The following is a 16,106-nucleotide window of genomic DNA, read 5'->3' on the forward strand; positions in this document are numbered from 1 at the left end:
TCAGCGTCTCGCTTCTATCAGGGTTTCAACTTCAGCCAGACGCTCGTGCGTGCCAACATCCACCCAGTGTCCGTTCAGGCGTTCGCCGGTAACCTGTCCATCGGTCATGGCCTTGCGCAGCAACGGTGCCAGTTTGAAAGCGCCAGCCGAGCAACCGTCAAACAGTTGCGGATGCAGCACCGCAATGCCGCTGTAGGTCAGGGTGGCGGTGTCCGGCTGACCATCGCGCACCTGCCCGTCGAACAGCGTGAAATCGCCGGTCGGGTGATGGGCCGGGTTATCCGCGAGTACCAGATGCGCCAACCCGGCGATGGGTTGATGCAGCACGCTGAAGTCGTAGTCAGTCCAGATGTCACCATTGACCACCAGGAATGCTTCATCGCCGAGCAGAGGCAACGCGCGGAAGATACCGCCGCCGGTCTCCAGTGGTTCACCTTCCGGCGAATACTGAATACGCAGGCCGTATTGCGAGCCGTCACCCAGGTAGCTTTCGATCTGCTGACCGAGCCAGGCGTGGTTGATCACAATCTCGGTAAACCCGGCGATTGCCAGGGCTTTCAAGTGATATTCAATCAGAGGCACGCCGCCGGCACGAACCAGCGGCTTGGGTGTGGTCAGGGTCAGCGGGCGCATGCGCTCGCCTTTGCCGGCCGCCAGAATCATTGCCTTCATGCAGGGCCTCCAGCACGCAGACTCAGTAGCAACACATCCAGCTCGGCCAGCTCAGGACGGCGTGCGATCACCGCGTCTATATAAGCAAAGAAGCGCGGCACATCGGCCAGGTAGCGCGGCTTGCCGTCGCGATGACAGATGCGGGCGAAAATGCCGATCACTTTCAGGTGACGCTGCACGCCCATCAGGTCGCTGGCCCGCAGGAAGTCTTCGAAATCAGGCTGCACGGGAATGCCGAGCGCACTCGCTTGCTGCCAGTAATTTTCCAGCCAGGCGCGCACACGCTCCTCGGGCCAACTGAGGAACGCATCCTTGAACAGGCACGTCACGTCATAGGTTACCGGGCCATAGACCGCATCCTGGAAATCCAGCACGCCAGGGTTTGGCTTGCTGAGCATCAGGTTGCGTGGCATGTAGTCGCGATGCACCAGCACTTTGGGCTGGGCCAGGGCGCTGTCGATCAGCAGCTCAGTCACGTTCTGCCAGAGCATTTGCTGCGCCGGGTCGAACTCGATGCCCAACTCGCGTTTCACGTACCACTCGGGGAACAGTTCCAGCTCACGACGCAGCAAGGCCACGTCATAACTCGGCAACGGCGCAACCATCGGCAACTGCTGAAAAGCCAGCAATGCTTGCAGGGCATCCTTGAACAAATCGTCGGCGTTTTCGCTGTCGATCACGTCCAGATAAGTCTTGTTGCCCAGGTCATTGAGCAAAAGAAAACCGCGTTCGAGATCTTCAGCATAAATTTTCGGCACATTTATTCCGGATTTCGCCAGCAAAAAAGCGATATCCACGAAGGGTTTGCAGTTTTCCTGGGGCGGTGGCGCGTCCATCACGACGAAACTTCGGCCCTCGCCTTCCCATCGGAAATAGCGCCGAAAACTCGCATCGCTACTGGCCGCAGTCAATGTGGCCGGGGGTACGGCGCCCCAACCTTGTTCTGCAAAGAGGATTGCCAATTGCTCATCGAGCCAAACTTTCAGGTGTTGCAAACGTACATCTTGGTCAGGCATTACAAGGGTCTCCGACGGCGCTAGCCGTCAAGCGGGTCATGCTTTATTATCCAGCATCTTTTTCAGACCATCGAGAGGCGTGCGGCCCACACCGCGGGCAGATGGCACGCAGGAAGCCCGGACTAATAAGATGGCATTGAAATCCCCCGCGTTTCGTAAAAAATTTCCGTTGTTGGTTACCGGCAGTCTGCTGGCCCTGCAACCCCTAGCCACTTCTTTCGTGGTCGCCGCGGAACAGTATGACTGCTCAGTCTCTGCTTCGGGTGCCTGGGACTGTGCGCCAAAGGCGCCAGCGGCGGCTTTGCCTCCGCGTCCCGTCCATGACGGCAGCGCAGTTTCCGCCACCGGCGAACCTGCAACCGAGAGTGGCACCAGTGAAGACACCGGCGCCAAGCCTGTGCTGGTTACCGAGTCCAAAGGCCGCGGCCTGAAGTCGCGTAGTGCAGACTACAGTCACCTCGACTGGGTTCCGCGCGAGAACCTCACGGCGGCGCAACTGGCCGAGACCGGTCCTTACTGCTCTGGTTCCTATATCGAACCGATTCGTCCTGGCATGAATGACAAGACGGATAAAAGTGACGCCCCGACCTTTATCGGCGCCAAGGCCTCTCGCTATAAGCAGGATGAACAAGTCGCGACCCTGGCCGGTGACGTCGTCATGCGTCAGGGCAGCATGCAGGTCGAAGCCGACGAAGCGAACCTGTACCAGGCCGAGAGCCGTGGCGAACTGAGCGGCAACGTGCGCATTCGCGACAACGGCGCGCTGATCGTGGGCGACCACGCCGATGTGCAGCTCGACACTGGTGAAGCCAAGGTCGATAACGCCGAATACGTGATGCACAAGTCGCGCATCCGCGGTAACGCGCTGTACGCCAAACGTGCAGAGAACGCGATCATCCGCCTCAAGGACGGTACGTACACCACGTGCGAACCGAACAGCAACGCCTGGCAGCTCAAGGGCAACAACATCACCTTGAACCCGGCGACCGGCTTCGGTACCGCAACCAACGTGACACTGCGGGTCAAGGACATTCCTGTCCTGTACACGCCGTACATCTATTTCCCGATCGATGACCGTCGCCAGTCCGGCTTCCTGCCGCCGACTATCGGCACGGGCAGCGATACCGGCTTCATGCTGGTAACACCGTACTACTTCAACCTGGCGCCAAACTACGATGCCACGTTGTATCCGCGCTACATGAGCAAGCACGGCCTGTTGATGGAAGGCGAGTTCCGCTACCTGACCCCGTCCAGCGAAGGTCAGTTCGGTGCCGCGTACCTCAACGACGAGGACACCGATCGCAGCAAGCAGACCGATTACCAGAAAAACCGCTACATGTATAACTGGCAGCACAAGGGTGGTCTGGATTCGCGGGTCTACACGCAGGTTGACTACACCAAGATCAGCGATCCGTATTACTTCCAGGATCTGCAGACTGACCAGATTGGTGTGAAAAGCGCTGACTACGTTAACCAGCAGGGCTCTGTTACGTACCGCGGTGATAGCTATACCGCTCGCGTGAACGCTCAGGCTTTTCAGCTGGCGACCGTTTCGAACATCACGCCGTATGACCGTTTGCCGCAGATTACCTTTGATGGTGCGCTGCCGTATCACCCGGGCGGACTGGATTTCAATTACAACACTGAAATCGTGCGGTTTGATCGTGACCTGAAAAACGGCTCCTTCACCGATGAAGACGGCAATGTGTCCCCACGCCTGGACACAAACGTTTTCGGGCTGGCTCGCGCAAACGGTGATCGCCTGAATGTCGCCCCGGTTGTCAGCTATCCGATGAATGCCAGCTATGGTTTCCTGAAGCCATCCTTGAAATACCAGTACACCCAGTACCAACTGGACCTAGACGGTATCGGCAAATCCCAGGTCGACGCGCAGACCGCAGAACAAGACAAACTCAACGGTACCTTCGGCAGCAACCAGAGCCGTGGCGTGCCGATCGCAAGCATCGATAGCGGCCTGTATTTTGATCGCAACACCCAATGGTTCGGCAAGAACTATCGCCAGACGCTTGAGCCGCGCCTGTACTACCTCTATGTCCCGGAGAAGGACCAGGAAGACATTCCTGTCTTCGACACCGGGGAATACACCTTCAACTATGCGTCGCTGTTCCGTGACAACCGGTTCTCGGGTTCCGACCGCGTCGGCGACGAGAACAAACTGTCGCTGGGTGTGACCAACCGCTGGATCGAAGACAACGGTTTCGAGCGTCAACGCATCAGCGTCGGCCAGGCCTTGTACTTCAAGGACCGCGAAGTCCAGTTGCCGGGTATCGATGCAAAAACCCGCGACGACGCGCACTCCAACGTGTCGCCTTATGCGCTGGAATACGAGTACCGCTGGAACCGCGATTGGCGCACCACGGCCGACTATAACTGGGACCCGGACAGCCGCAGCCCTCGCTCGGGTAGCGCGATGTTCCACTACCAGCCTGAAGACAACCCTAACAAGGTCATCAACGCCGGCTATCGCTATCGCAACGACCAGGTTCGTTACGACCAGAACACTGGTAAATGGTCGGTAGGCGGCGGTGACTACGGCACCCCTGGCCAACCTGGCTATGTGAAGGACTACTACAAAATCCAACAGCACGACTTCTCGGTGATCTGGCCGGTCGTGCCGCAATGGAACGTCATCAGTCGCTGGCAGTATGACTACAACCGCAACCGTACCCTGGAAGCCTTCGGTGGTTTCGAGTACGACAACTGCTGCTGGAAACTGCGCCTGATCAACCGTTACTGGGTTTCGTATGACGAATTCAGTCAGAACGCCCCGGAAAACGAAAAAGGCGACCATGGCATCTTCCTACAAATCGTTCTGAAAGGTCTCGGCGGCCTCACCGGCGCCAAAGTAGAGAGCTTCCTCGACAAAGGCATCCAAGGTTATCGTGAACGTGAAGACCAAGCTTTCTGATTGTCTGCGCCCGCTAGTGCTGGGCGCGCTGTTCCTGGGTACTGCGGCGAACGCCGCGGTACAGTCCATCGATAAAGTGGTGGCCATTGTCGACAACGACGTGGTCATGCAGAGCCAACTGGACCAGCGCGTTCACGAGGTTCAGCAAACCATCGCCAAACGTGGTGCTGCGGTGCCTCCGGCCGGCGTGCTGGATCAACAGGTGCTTGAGCGCTTGATCGTCGAAAACCTGCAACTGCAGATCGGCGAGCGTTCCGGTATCCGTATCACCGATGAAGAACTGAACCAGGCTGTCGGCACCATTGCTCAGCGCAATAACATGTCGATTGATCAATTCCGTGCTGCCCTGACTCGCGATGGCCTCTCCTACGAGGACGCCCGGGAACAGATCCGCCGCGAAATGATCATTAGCCGTGTGCGTCAGCGCCGTGTGGCCGAACGTATCCAGGTGTCTGAACAGGAAGTGAAGAACTTCCTCGCGTCTGACCTCGGCAAAATGCAGCTGTCCGAAGAATTCCGCCTGGCCAACATCCTGATTCCTACACCGGAAAGCGCCAACTCCGATGCGATTCAGAATGCGGCCAAGCAAGCGGACGCGGTTTACCAGCAACTCAAGCAAGGCGCTGATTTCGGTCAGTTGGCAATCGCCAAATCCGCCAGCGAAACCGCACTGGAAGGCGGCGACATGGGCTGGCGTAAAGCCGGTCAATTGCCACCTCCGTTCGATCGCATGCTGAGTACCATGACGGTTGGCGACATTACCCAGCCTATGCGCACGCCGGGCGGCTTCATCATCCTTAAGATCCTCGACAAGCGTGGCGGTGAAACCCAGACGCGTGACGAAGTGCACGTGCGTCATATCCTGGTCAAACCTAGCCCGATTCGCGACGAAGCAAAAACCAAGGCACTGGCCGAATCGCTCTATACCCGAATCGAAGCGGGTGAAGATTTCGGCGAACTGGCGAAAAGCTTCTCGGAAGACCCGGGTTCCGCTCTCAACGGCGGCGACCTGAACTGGATCGACCCAAATGCATTGGTGCCTGAGTTCCGCGAAGTGATGGCCAAGACCCCGCAAGGTCAGCTGTCCAAGCCGTTCCAGACCCAATATGGCTGGCACGTTCTGGAAGTCCTTGGCCGTCGCGCCACCGACAGCACTACCCAGGCCCGTGAGCAGCAAGCGATGACCGTACTGCGTAACCGCAAATACGACGAAGAGCTGCAAACCTGGCTGCGTCAGATCCGTGACGAAGCATACGTAGAGATCAAACTCCCTGGTGCAGACCAGGCAGCGCAGTGAAACCCAAGCGTTTCGCGCTGACACCCGGCGAACCGGCCGGCATAGGTCCCGACCTGTGCCTGCTACTCGCCTCGCAAGCCCAGCCACACCCCCTGATTGCCATTACCAGCCGCGACCTGCTCCTTGAGCGGGCCGCGCAGCTGGGCGTGGTTGTCGATTTGCTCCCGGTAACACCAGACAGTTGGCCGGATGCTCCGGCACCCGCCAACAGCCTGTACGTCTGGGATACCCCGCTCAATGCACCGGTCACCGCCGGGCAACTGGACAAGGCCAATGCGGCGTTCGTCCTGGAAACCCTGACCCGTGCGGGCCAAGGCTGCCTCGACGGACATTTCGCCGGCATGATCACCGCCCCTGTGCACAAGGGCGTGATCAATGAATCCGGCATTGCCTTCTCCGGGCACACCGAGTTTCTTGCTGACCTGACCCATACCGCACAAGTGGTGATGATGCTTGCCACCCGCGGCTTGCGCGTAGCGCTGGTCACCACTCACTTGCCCCTTCGGGAGATTGCCGATGCAATCACGCCGGAGCGGCTGGAACGGGTCACACGCATTCTGCACACGGACTTGCAACAAAAGTTCGGCATCGCCCAGCCACGCATCCTGGTCTGCGGGCTAAACCCGCACGCCGGTGAAGGCGGACACCTGGGCCATGAAGAAATCGACATCATCGAACCTACATTAGAGCGCCTGCGCGGCGAGGGCATGGACCTTCGCGGCCCCCTGCCCGCCGACACTCTGTTTACCCCCAAATATCTGGAGCACTGCGACGCGGTGCTGGCGATGTACCACGACCAGGGCCTGCCTGTGCTGAAATACAAAGGCTTCGGCGCGGCAGTCAACGTGACCCTGGGCTTGCCGATCATCCGCACGTCGGTCGACCACGGCACTGCCCTGGATCTGGCCGGCAGCGGCAACATCGACACCGGCAGCCTGCAAGTCGCCCTGGAAACCGCCTACCAGATGGCCGAGACCCGTTTATGACCGAGCATTACCAACACCGGGCGCGCAAGCGTTTTGGCCAGAACTTCCTGCACGATGCCGGCGTTATCGACCGCATCCTGCGCTCCATCCACGCCAAGCCTGAGGACCGCCTGCTGGAAATCGGCCCAGGCCAGGGTGCATTGACCCAGGGCCTGCTGGGCAGCGGCGCACAACTGGACGTGGTGGAGCTGGACAAAGACCTGATCCCGATCCTCAATCAGCAGTTCGCCGGCAAGAGCAACTTCAACCTGCATCAGGGCGATGCGCTGAAGTTCGACTTCAACAGCCTGAACGCAGCTCCGGGCAGCCTTCGGGTCGTCGGCAACCTGCCATACAACATCTCTACGCCGCTGATTTTTCACTTGCTGCATAACGCCAGCCTGATTCGCGACATGCACTTCATGCTGCAAAAGGAAGTGGTCCAGCGTATGGCGGCAGGTCCTGGCGGCGGTGACTGGGGCCGTCTGTCGATCATGGTTCAGTATCATTGCCGGGTTGAGCATCTGTTCAACGTCGGCCCCGGCGCGTTCAATCCGCCACCGAAAGTCGATTCGGCCATCGTGCGCCTGGTGCCTCACACGGTGCTGCCGCACCCGGCCAAGGATCACAAGCTGCTGGAGCGTGTTGTGCGTGAAGCCTTCAACCAGCGCCGCAAGACCCTGCGCAATACCCTCAAACTGCTGCTGAGCAACGACGAAATTACCGCTGCCGGTGTCGACGGCAGCCTTCGTCCTGAACAGCTCGACCTTGCCGCGTTCGTGCGCCTGGCCGACAAGCTCAGCGAACAAGCCCTGCCATCCCCCGCCGTCGACTGACAGGCGTCGAGCGTTATCGGGTAGGACACCAGCGCCCATGTCTGGTTTACTACTCGATACTTGGCCTAGACTGAGTTCAATCAGCTACGCCCCGCGTCCCGCTTCGATTTTAAGGCCTCTTGCATGTCCGATCCTCGTTATCAGGTCGACGTCAGCGTCGTCACCCGCTATTTGGCAGAACAATCGCAACCCGAACACGACCGCTTTGCTTTTGCCTACACCATCACCGTGCAGAACAACGGCGAGTTACCGGCCAAGCTGCTGTCACGGCACTGGGTCATCACCGATGGCGACGGGCATGTCGAGGAGGTTCGCGGTGCAGGTGTCGTGGGCTTGCAGCCTTTAATCCAGGCCGGTGAAAACCACACTTACAGCAGCGGCACCGTCATGACCACCAGGGTCGGCACGATGCAAGGTACTTATGAGATGGTGGCCGACGACGGTAAACACTTCGACGCCGTCATCGCCCCCTTCCGCCTGGCGGTGCCCGGAGCCCTGCACTGATGGCAACGTATGCCGTCGGCGACCTTCAAGGCTGCCTTGAGCCGCTGCAATGCCTGCTCGAACAAGTCGCTTTCGACCCTGCAAAGGATCGTCTGTGGCTGGTGGGCGATCTGGTCAACCGTGGCCCGCAGTCGCTGGCAACCTTGCGCTTCCTCTATAGCATTCGCGAATCGCTGGTGTGCGTGCTCGGCAACCATGACCTGCACTTGCTGGCGGCCGGGCAGAACATCGAACGCCTGAAGAAATCCGATACCCTGTGCGAAATTCTCGACGCCCCCGATTGTCTGGAACTGCTGGAATGGGTACGCCAGCAAAAGCTCGTGCACTACGACGAACAGCGCAACATTGCCCTGGTCCATGCCGGCATCCCGCCACAGTGGTCGCTGCGCAAAGCCTTGAAATGCGCCGCAGAAGTTGAAGAAGCCCTGCGCGACGACAACCGCTTCCCGGCCTACCTTGACGGCATGTACGGCAACGATCCGGTGAAATGGGACAGCGACCTCAGAGGCGTGACCCGCCTGCGCGTGATCACCAACTATTTCACCCGCATGCGTTTTTGTACCAGCGAGGGCAAACTCGACCTCAAGGGCAAAGAAGGCATCGACACCGCGCCACCGGGCTATGCGCCGTGGTTCAAGCACAAGGAGCGCAAGACCAAGGGCGTGAAGATCATCTTCGGTCATTGGGCGGCGCTCGAAGGCCGGTGTGACGAGGCAGACGTCTTCGCGCTCGACACCGGGTGTGTCTGGGGTGGCTCCATGACCCTGATGAACGTCGACACCGGTGAACGCCTGCTGTGCAAATGCGACGAACATGGTCACACCCTACCGCCAGTTGCCCCCATCATTCCCGAACAAACGTCAGCCAGCGCCCAGCGCTAGACTGCGCTTTCAGCCGAGCTACAGGAGCCCGCCATGAGCGAATTCAAACGCATCCCACCAGAACACGCACAGGCCCTGCGCGAACAAGGCGCAGTGGTGGTCGATGTCCGTGACCCTGCTACCTTTGCCGCGCTGCACATCGCCGGCTCGAAGCATCTGGACAACGTTTCCATCTCGGACTTCATCCGTGCAGCCGACCTTGATGCGCCTACGGTAGTGGTCTGCTACCACGGAAATTCCAGCCAGAGTGCCGCCGCTTACCTGATCAGCCAGGGCTTTTCCGACGTGTACAGCATGGATGGCGGTTTTGAGCTGTGGCGCACGACTTATCCTGCGGAAACAGCGCAAGGCACCTCCGAATAATTTTTTTGTAACGTGCAAGCCCCGGCCCCCGCGGGCTCGCACGGTGGCAGACGAACGGTCTGCCACAACTAATTACGTATCTCGCCTTTACCTCCCGAATTAGCAACTATCCTTAAGCCCAGGCCATCCAAAACAGGGGAGAGCCGGTACACCGGCGCGCGGATCATCGGGAGTAGCTTTCGGGGTAGTCAGCTCCGAAAGAGTTCTGGGGGGTAAACAGCAACTGCATATCCGGTTGCTGCCAGCATCGACTGAATGATCCGGCGTCGGCTCCACGTATCGAGCGAGGTGACGTCATGAGTATCTTTAGCCACTTCCAACAACGCTTCGAGTCAACACGCCAGGAAGAACTCTCGCTGCAAGAGTATCTGGAGCTGTGCAAAAACGACCGCAGCGCCTACGCCTCCGCCGCCGAGCGTCTGTTACTGGCCATCGGTGAACCGGAGCTTCTCGACACCTCGGCCAACTCGAGGCTGTCGCGAATCTTCTCCAACAAGGTGATCCGCCGCTATCCGGCCTTTGAAGACTTCCACGGGATGGAAGAATGCATTGACCAGATCGTGTCGTATTTTCGCCATGCCGCTCAGGGCCTGGAAGAGAAGAAACAAATCCTCTATCTGCTCGGCCCCGTCGGTGGCGGTAAATCGTCCCTGGCCGAGAAGCTGAAACAGCTGATCGAGAAAGTGCCTTTCTACGCCATCAAGGGCTCGCCGGTATTCGAGTCGCCGCTGGGTCTGTTCAACGCCACTGAAGATGGTGCGATCCTCGAAGAAGACTTTGGCATTCCGCGGCGCTACCTCAACACCATCATGTCGCCATGGGCCACCAAGCGCCTGGCCGAATTCGGCGGCGACATCAGTCAGTTCCGTGTGGTGAAACTCTATCCGTCGATTCTCAACCAGATCGCGGTGGCCAAAACCGAACCGGGCGATGAAAACAACCAGGACATCTCGGCGCTGGTGGGCAAGGTCGATATCCGCAAACTGGAGGAATACCCACAGAACGACGCCGATGCCTACAGCTATTCAGGCGCTCTGTGCCGGGCCAACCAGGGCCTGATGGAATTCGTCGAAATGTTCAAGGCGCCAATCAAGGTGCTGCACCCATTGCTGACCGCCACTCAGGAAGGCAACTACAACAGTACCGAAGGCCTCGGTGCGATTCCGTTTACCGGGATCCTGCTGGCTCACTCCAACGAATCGGAATGGCACACCTTCCGCAACAACAAGAACAACGAAGCCTTCATCGACCGGATCTATATCGTCAAAGTGCCGTACTGCCTGCGGGTCAGCGACGAGGTGAAGATCTACGACAAGCTTCTGTTCAACAGCTCACTGGCCAAGGCCCATTGCGCACCCGACACTCTGAAAATGCTCGCCCAGTTCACCGTGCTCTCACGCCTCAAGGAGCCGGAAAACTCCAACATCTATTCCAAGATGCGCGTGTATGACGGCGAGAACCTCAAAGACACGGATCCAAAAGCCAAGTCGATCCAGGAATACCGCGATAACGCCGGCGTTGACGAAGGCATGAACGGTCTATCGACCCGGTTTGCGTTCAAGATCCTGTCCAAGGTCTTCAACTTTGATCCGCACGAAATCGCCGCCAACCCGGTGCATTTGCTCTATGTGCTGGAACAACAGATCGAACAGGAACAATTCCAGGCCGAGACCCGCGAACGCTATCTGCGCTTCCTCAAGGAGTACCTGGCACCGCGTTATATCGAATTTATCGGCAAAGAGATCCAGACTGCCTATCTCGAGTCTTACAGCGAATACGGCCAGAACATCTTCGATCGCTACGTGCTGTACGCCGACTTCTGGATTCAGGACCAGGAATACCGAGATCCGGAAACCGGCGAAATCCTCAACCGCGTCGCGCTGAACGAAGAGCTTGAGAAAATCGAAAAACCGGCCGGCATCAGCAATCCGAAGGATTTCCGCAACGAAATCGTCAACTTCGTCTTGCGCGCCCGGGCCAACAACAATGGCAAAAACCCGACCTGGCTCAGCTACGAAAAACTGCGGGTGGTCATCGAGAAGAAAATGTTCTCCAACACCGAGGACCTCCTGCCAGTCATCAGCTTCAATGCCAAGGCCAGCAAAGAGGACCAGCAGAAGCACAACGACTTCGTCACACGGATGGTCGAGCGGGGCTACACCGACAAACAGGTACGACTGCTGTCCGAGTGGTATCTGCGGGTCAGAAAATCACAGTAACCCGCTGCCGGTCAGACCGGTTGTCGTCAGCCAGAGACCTGTGTGCGCTTTTTCTGTTACACAGGCCTCTGGAAGGTGTTCGAAAGTCGGTAGCGAGGTTCAGGCAGCATCCAAAGCGCTTGGGGGAGCGTGAACATCCCTTGGCACTCGGTACGATGCTGCATAACCGCTCGCCCCTTTCAGGACAGCTTCTAAGGAGCAGTCATGAGCTATGTGATCGACCGACGTCTCAATGGCAAGAACAAGAGCACGGTGAACCGCCAGCGGTTTCTGCGGCGTTACCGTGACCACATCAAGAAAGCCGTCGAAGAGGCGGTTAGCCGGCGTTCCATTACCGATATGGAGCACGGCGAACAGATCAGCATCCCCGGCCGCGACATCGACGAGCCGGTGCTTCACCATGGCCGCGGTGGCAAGCAGACGGTCGTGCACCCCGGAAACAAGGAATTCACCAGCGGCGAACACATCGCACGCCCACCAGGAGGTGGCGGTGGACGGGGCCCAGGCAAGGCCGGCAATTCAGGTGAAGGGATGGACGAATTTGTCTTCCAGATCACCCAGGAGGAGTTTCTCGAGTTCATGTTCGAGGACCTCGAGTTGCCGAACCTGGTCAAACGCAACCTGACCGGCACCGACACTTTCAAGACCGTACGCGCGGGTATCAGCAACGAAGGCAACCCGTCGCGAATCAACATCATCCGAACCCTGCGCTCGGCCCATGCCCGGCGAATCGCCCTGTCTGGCAGCAGCCGGGCAAAGTTACGGGAAGCCAAAGAGGAACTGCTGCGACTCAAGCGGGATGAACCGGATAACTTCGGCGATATTCAGGAGATCGAAGCAGAAATCGAAAAACTCAGTGCGCGCATCCATCGCGTTCCCTTTCTCGATACCTTTGACCTCAAGTACAACCTGCTCATCAAGCAGCCGAACCCCAGCTCCAAGGCGGTGATGTTCTGTCTGATGGACGTGTCCGGCTCCATGACCCAGGCGACCAAGGACATCGCCAAGCGCTTCTTCATCCTGCTGTACCTGTTTCTCAAGCGTAACTACGACAAGATTGACGTCGTATTCATCCGCCACCACACCAGCGCCCGCGAAGTGGATGAGGAGGAATTCTTCTACTCCAGGGAAACCGGCGGCACCATCGTCTCCAGCGCCTTGAAACTGATGCAAGAGATCATGGCCGAACGTTATCCGAGCAATGAGTGGAACATCTACGCAGCCCAAGCGTCCGACGGCGACAACTGGAACGACGACTCGCCGATCTGCCGCGACATTCTGATCAACCAGATCATGCCGTTCGTGCAGTACTACACTTACGTTGAGATTACCCCTCGCGAACACCAGGCTTTGTGGTTCGAATACGAACGCATTGCCGAAGCCTTCTCTGACACTTTTGCCCAGCAGCAACTGGTCTCGGCCGGGGATATCTACCCGGTCTTCCGTGAACTCTTCCAGCGCAGGTTAGTGACATGACCGCCAAAGAGCAGAAGCGCCAACCCATTTCCACCGGCTCCGAATGGACGTTCGAGCTGATCCAGGCTTACGACAAAGAAATCAGTCGCCTGGCGGCTCGTTATGCCTTGGATACCTACCCCAACCAGATCGAAGTGATCACCGCCGAGCAGATGATGGATGCCTACGCCTCCGTCGGCATGCCGCTGGGTTATCACCATTGGTCCTACGGCAAACACTTCCTCAGCACCGAGAAGTCCTACAGCCGTGGGCAGATGGGGTTGGCCTACGAGATTGTGATCAATTCGGACCCATGCATCGCCTATTTGATGGAAGAAAACACCATCTGCATGCAGGCCCTGGTAGTCGCTCACGCCTGCTATGGCCACAACAGCTTCTTTAAGGGCAATTACCTGTTCCGCACCTGGACCGACGCCAGTTCGATCATCGATTACCTGGTCTTTGCCAAGCAGTACATCATGCAGTGCGAAGAACGCCACGGCATCGATGCGGTGGAGGACCTGCTGGATTCCTGCCATGCGTTGATGAACTACGGGGTTGATCGCTACAAACGCCCCTATCCGATCTCGGCTGAAGAAGAACGCCGCCGGCAGAAGGATCGGGAGGAGCATTTGCAGAAGCAGATCAACGATCTGTGGCGCACCATTCCAAAAGGGGCCGACAAGTACAGCGACAAGGACAACGCACGCTTCCCCGCCGAACCCCAGGAAAACATCCTGTACTTCATCGAAAAACACGCGCCGCTGCTGGAGCCCTGGCAGCGGGAAATCGTGCGGATCGTGCGCAAGATCGCCCAGTATTTCTATCCGCAACGCCAGACCCAGGTCATGAACGAAGGCTGGGCCACGTTCTGGCACTACACGCTGATGAACGATCTGTATGACGAAGGCCTCGTTACCGACGGCTTCATGATGGAGTTTCTGACGTCACACACCAGCGTGGTCTACCAACCCGGCTTCGACAGCCCCTACTACAACGGCATCAACCCCTACACCCTGGGTTTTGCCATGTACCGGGACATCCGCCGCATGTGTGAACACCCTACCGAAGAGGATTACCGCTGGTTCCCTGAGATTGCCGGTACCGACTGGCTGTCGAGCATCAAGTTCGCCATGAGCAGCTTCAAGGATGAAAGCTTCATCCTGCAGTACCTGTCACCGCAGGTGATCCGCGACCTGAAGTTGTTCAGTATTCTCGATGACGACCAAAAGGACGATCTGCTGGTCCCGGCCATTCACGATGAAGGCGGCTACCGCACCATTCGCGAAACCCTGGCCGCACAGTACAACCTTGGTAATCGCGAGCCCAATATTCAGATCTACAGCATCGACCGGCGCGGCGACCGCTCCCTGACCTTGCGTCACCAGCAACACGACCGCAAACCGCTGGGCGAGTCCACAGAGGAAGTGCTCAAGCACCTGCACCGGTTGTGGGGCTTCGACATTCACCTGGAAACGTTGCAAGGCGACCAAGTCATGAAAGTTCACCATGTTCCGCCCAGAAGCGAGCACAGCGAGGGGGATTACGGCCGGCTGGACTTGGCCGTCATTCATCTTTGATCCTGTTTCTGCCTCCGGAAGTACGACGCAAAGGTTATTCTGTCGAGCTAACGGAGGTTTTTTATGCGGATTTTTAAAGTCGGCGGCGCGGTACGCGATCGCCTGCTGGGCAAACCTGTCACCGATATCGACTGGGTTGTGGTCGGGGCCACCACCGAAGAAATGCTCGCCAAGGGCTATCGCCCGGTGGGCGCTGACTTCCCGGTATTTCTTCACCCCAAGAGCGGTGAGGAATACGCCCTCGCCCGTACCGAACGCAAAAGCGGACGTGGTTACGGCGGCTTCACCTTTCACGCCAGCCCCGAAGTCACCCTCGAAGAAGACCTGATCCGTCGCGACCTGACGATCAACGCCATGGCCGAAGACGATCAGCAGAATCTGACCGATCCTTACCACGGCCAGCGCGATCTCGAAGCTCGAGTGCTTCGTCACGTTTCCCCCGCGTTCGCCGAAGATCCGCTCCGTGTTCTGCGCGTTGCCCGCTTCGCTGCTCGTTATGCCGGACTGGGTTTCACCGTCGCGCCTGAAACACTTGAGCTGATGCGTCAACTCAGCGAGTCAGGCGAGCTAGAGGCGCTGACTGCCGAACGCAGTTGGAAAGAGATTTCCCGTGCGTTGATGGAAGATCAGCCACAGGTCTTCGTCGAGGTGCTGCGCGAATGCGGCGCGCTCAAGGTGTTGATACCGGAAGTCGACGCTCTGTTCGGCGTACCGCAACCCGCAGCCCACCACCCGGAAATCGACACGGGGGTGCACACCCTGAGCGTGCTTGAGCAAGCGGCGCAGCACAAACAGCCGCTGACCGTGCGTTGGGCGTGCCTGCTGCATGATCTGGGCAAAGGATTGACCCCTAAGGAAGAGTGGCCGCGTCACATCGCCCATGAACACACGGGCCTGAAGCTGATCAAAGCGGTCAACGAACGCTTCAAGGCACCGAAGGACTGTCAGGAACTGGCATTGCTGGTGGGCCAATATCACACCCACGGCCACCGCGCTCTGGAGCTGAAGGCCTCGACTTTGCTGGAGCTGCTGCAGAGTTTCGACGTTTACCGTCGACCGCAGCGGTTTGAAGATTTCATTGCGGCGTGCGAGATGGACGCCCGTGGCCGCAAAGGTCTGGAGCAGAGAATTTATCCACAGGCGGATTATTTGCGCGGGGCGTCGACTGCGGCACGGAGCGTGGCGGTACAGCCATTGCTGGAGAAGGGATTCAAGGGGCCGGAATTGGGCGAGGCAATCAAGCGCGAACGGCTCAAGGCGTTGAAGATTTACAAAGAGACGGCGTCTACTTGAAAAGCTTCGCGGGCAAGCCTCGCTCCTACAAGTTCGGACCGATCACACAATTGGAAAATAACCCGGAACTGTAGGAGCGAGGCTTGCCCGCGAAGG

The 16,106-nt window shown here is 58.3% G+C and carries 13 protein-coding genes; 11 read left to right on the plus strand and 2 right to left on the minus strand.

Going from position 1 to position 16,106, the window contains the following annotated elements:
• Both murU and ACA051_RS26875 read right to left on the minus strand, forming a co-directional pair.
• Entirely contained in the window at window positions 1-672 is a 672-nt protein-coding gene (gene murU / locus ACA051_RS26870) for an N-acetylmuramate alpha-1-phosphate uridylyltransferase MurU (RefSeq protein WP_497372532.1), read from the minus strand.
• The gene (locus ACA051_RS26875; RefSeq protein ID WP_497305903.1) at window positions 669-1,688 is read right to left on the minus strand and encodes an aminoglycoside phosphotransferase family protein; all 1,020 of its coding nucleotides are present in this window, start codon (window positions 1,686-1,688) and stop codon (window positions 669-671) included. The genes murU and ACA051_RS26875 overlap by 4 nt, the downstream gene beginning before the upstream one ends.
• A gap of 130 nt (window positions 1,689-1,818) precedes the next feature.
• Here ACA051_RS26875 and ACA051_RS26880 point away from each other — a divergent pair, with 130 nt between their 5' ends.
• The 11 genes from ACA051_RS26880 (at window position 1,819) to ACA051_RS26930 (ending at window position 16,010) form a co-directional block, all read left to right on the plus strand.
• The gene (locus tag ACA051_RS26880) at window positions 1,819-4,617 is read left to right on the plus strand and encodes an LPS-assembly protein LptD (protein ID WP_497372534.1); all 2,799 of its coding nucleotides are present in this window, start codon (window positions 1,819-1,821) and stop codon (window positions 4,615-4,617) included.
• The gene (gene surA / locus ACA051_RS26885) at window positions 4,598-5,914 is read left to right on the plus strand and encodes a peptidylprolyl isomerase SurA (RefSeq protein WP_497305907.1); all 1,317 of its coding nucleotides are present in this window, start codon (window positions 4,598-4,600) and stop codon (window positions 5,912-5,914) included. The genes ACA051_RS26880 and surA overlap by 20 nt, the downstream gene beginning before the upstream one ends.
• On the plus strand, window positions 5,911-6,900 hold the full coding sequence (gene pdxA, locus ACA051_RS26890) for a 4-hydroxythreonine-4-phosphate dehydrogenase PdxA (RefSeq protein WP_497305909.1): 990 nt from the start codon (window positions 5,911-5,913) through the stop codon (window positions 6,898-6,900). The genes surA and pdxA overlap by 4 nt, the downstream gene beginning before the upstream one ends.
• Window positions 6,897-7,715: a 16S rRNA (adenine(1518)-N(6)/adenine(1519)-N(6))-dimethyltransferase RsmA gene (gene rsmA / locus ACA051_RS26895; RefSeq protein ID WP_497372536.1), complete on the plus strand. Its 819-nt coding sequence runs from the start codon at window positions 6,897-6,899 to the stop codon at window positions 7,713-7,715. Before pdxA ends, rsmA begins: the two co-directional genes overlap by 4 nt.
• Window positions 7,716-7,838: 123 nt before the next feature.
• Window positions 7,839-8,219, plus strand: coding sequence for a Co2+/Mg2+ efflux facilitator ApaG/CorD (gene apaG, locus ACA051_RS26900; protein ID WP_497305913.1), 381 nt, complete (start codon window positions 7,839-7,841; stop codon window positions 8,217-8,219).
• Complete coding sequence (locus ACA051_RS26905; protein WP_497305915.1) at window positions 8,219-9,100, plus strand: symmetrical bis(5'-nucleosyl)-tetraphosphatase; 882 nt, start codon at window positions 8,219-8,221, stop codon at window positions 9,098-9,100. Before apaG ends, ACA051_RS26905 begins: the two co-directional genes overlap by 1 nt.
• Window positions 9,101-9,133: 33 nt before the next feature.
• Complete coding sequence (glpE, locus tag ACA051_RS26910; protein ID WP_497372538.1) at window positions 9,134-9,463, plus strand: thiosulfate sulfurtransferase GlpE; 330 nt, start codon at window positions 9,134-9,136, stop codon at window positions 9,461-9,463.
• A gap of 296 nt (window positions 9,464-9,759) precedes the next feature.
• A complete protein-coding gene (locus ACA051_RS26915) occupies window positions 9,760-11,682 on the plus strand; it encodes a PrkA family serine protein kinase (protein WP_497372540.1) in 1,923 nt (640 codons plus the stop codon).
• A gap of 204 nt (window positions 11,683-11,886) precedes the next feature.
• The gene (locus ACA051_RS26920; protein WP_010467159.1) at window positions 11,887-13,158 is read left to right on the plus strand and encodes a YeaH/YhbH family protein; all 1,272 of its coding nucleotides are present in this window, start codon (window positions 11,887-11,889) and stop codon (window positions 13,156-13,158) included.
• Window positions 13,155-14,717, plus strand: a complete 1,563-nt coding sequence (locus tag ACA051_RS26925; RefSeq protein ID WP_077747309.1) for a SpoVR family protein — start codon at window positions 13,155-13,157, stop codon at window positions 14,715-14,717. Before ACA051_RS26920 ends, ACA051_RS26925 begins: the two co-directional genes overlap by 4 nt.
• A 63-nt stretch (window positions 14,718-14,780) precedes the next feature.
• The gene (locus ACA051_RS26930; RefSeq protein ID WP_497372542.1) at window positions 14,781-16,010 is read left to right on the plus strand and encodes a multifunctional CCA addition/repair protein; all 1,230 of its coding nucleotides are present in this window, start codon (window positions 14,781-14,783) and stop codon (window positions 16,008-16,010) included.
• Window positions 16,011-16,106: the final 96 nt, after the last annotated feature.

The organism is Pseudomonas sp. LBUM1669, from assembly GCF_059695705.1.

What these genes read in the sequence shown, in the direction of transcription:
- apaG (WP_497305913.1), top strand. Translation starts at nt 7,839, where the DNA reads ATGTCCGATCCTCGTTATCAGGTCGACGTCAGCGTCGTCACCCGCTAT.
- glpE (WP_497372538.1), top strand. Translation starts at nt 9,134, where the DNA reads ATGAGCGAATTCAAACGCATCCCACCAGAACACGCACAGGCCCTGCGC.
- ACA051_RS26880 (WP_497372534.1), top strand. Translation starts at nt 1,819, where the DNA reads ATGGCATTGAAATCCCCCGCGTTTCGTAAAAAATTTCCGTTGTTGGTT.
- ACA051_RS26920 (WP_010467159.1), top strand. Translation starts at nt 11,887, where the DNA reads ATGAGCTATGTGATCGACCGACGTCTCAATGGCAAGAACAAGAGCACG.
- ACA051_RS26875 (WP_497305903.1), bottom strand. Translation starts at nt 1,688, where the DNA reads ATGCCTGACCAAGATGTACGTTTGCAACACCTGAAAGTTTGGCTCGAT.
- ACA051_RS26905 (WP_497305915.1), top strand. Translation starts at nt 8,219, where the DNA reads ATGGCAACGTATGCCGTCGGCGACCTTCAAGGCTGCCTTGAGCCGCTG.
- ACA051_RS26930 (WP_497372542.1), top strand. Translation starts at nt 14,781, where the DNA reads ATGCGGATTTTTAAAGTCGGCGGCGCGGTACGCGATCGCCTGCTGGGC.
- ACA051_RS26925 (WP_077747309.1), top strand. Translation starts at nt 13,155, where the DNA reads ATGACCGCCAAAGAGCAGAAGCGCCAACCCATTTCCACCGGCTCCGAA.
- murU (WP_497372532.1), bottom strand. Translation starts at nt 672, where the DNA reads ATGAAGGCAATGATTCTGGCGGCCGGCAAAGGCGAGCGCATGCGCCCG.
- rsmA (WP_497372536.1), top strand. Translation starts at nt 6,897, where the DNA reads ATGACCGAGCATTACCAACACCGGGCGCGCAAGCGTTTTGGCCAGAAC.
- ACA051_RS26915 (WP_497372540.1), top strand. Translation starts at nt 9,760, where the DNA reads ATGAGTATCTTTAGCCACTTCCAACAACGCTTCGAGTCAACACGCCAG.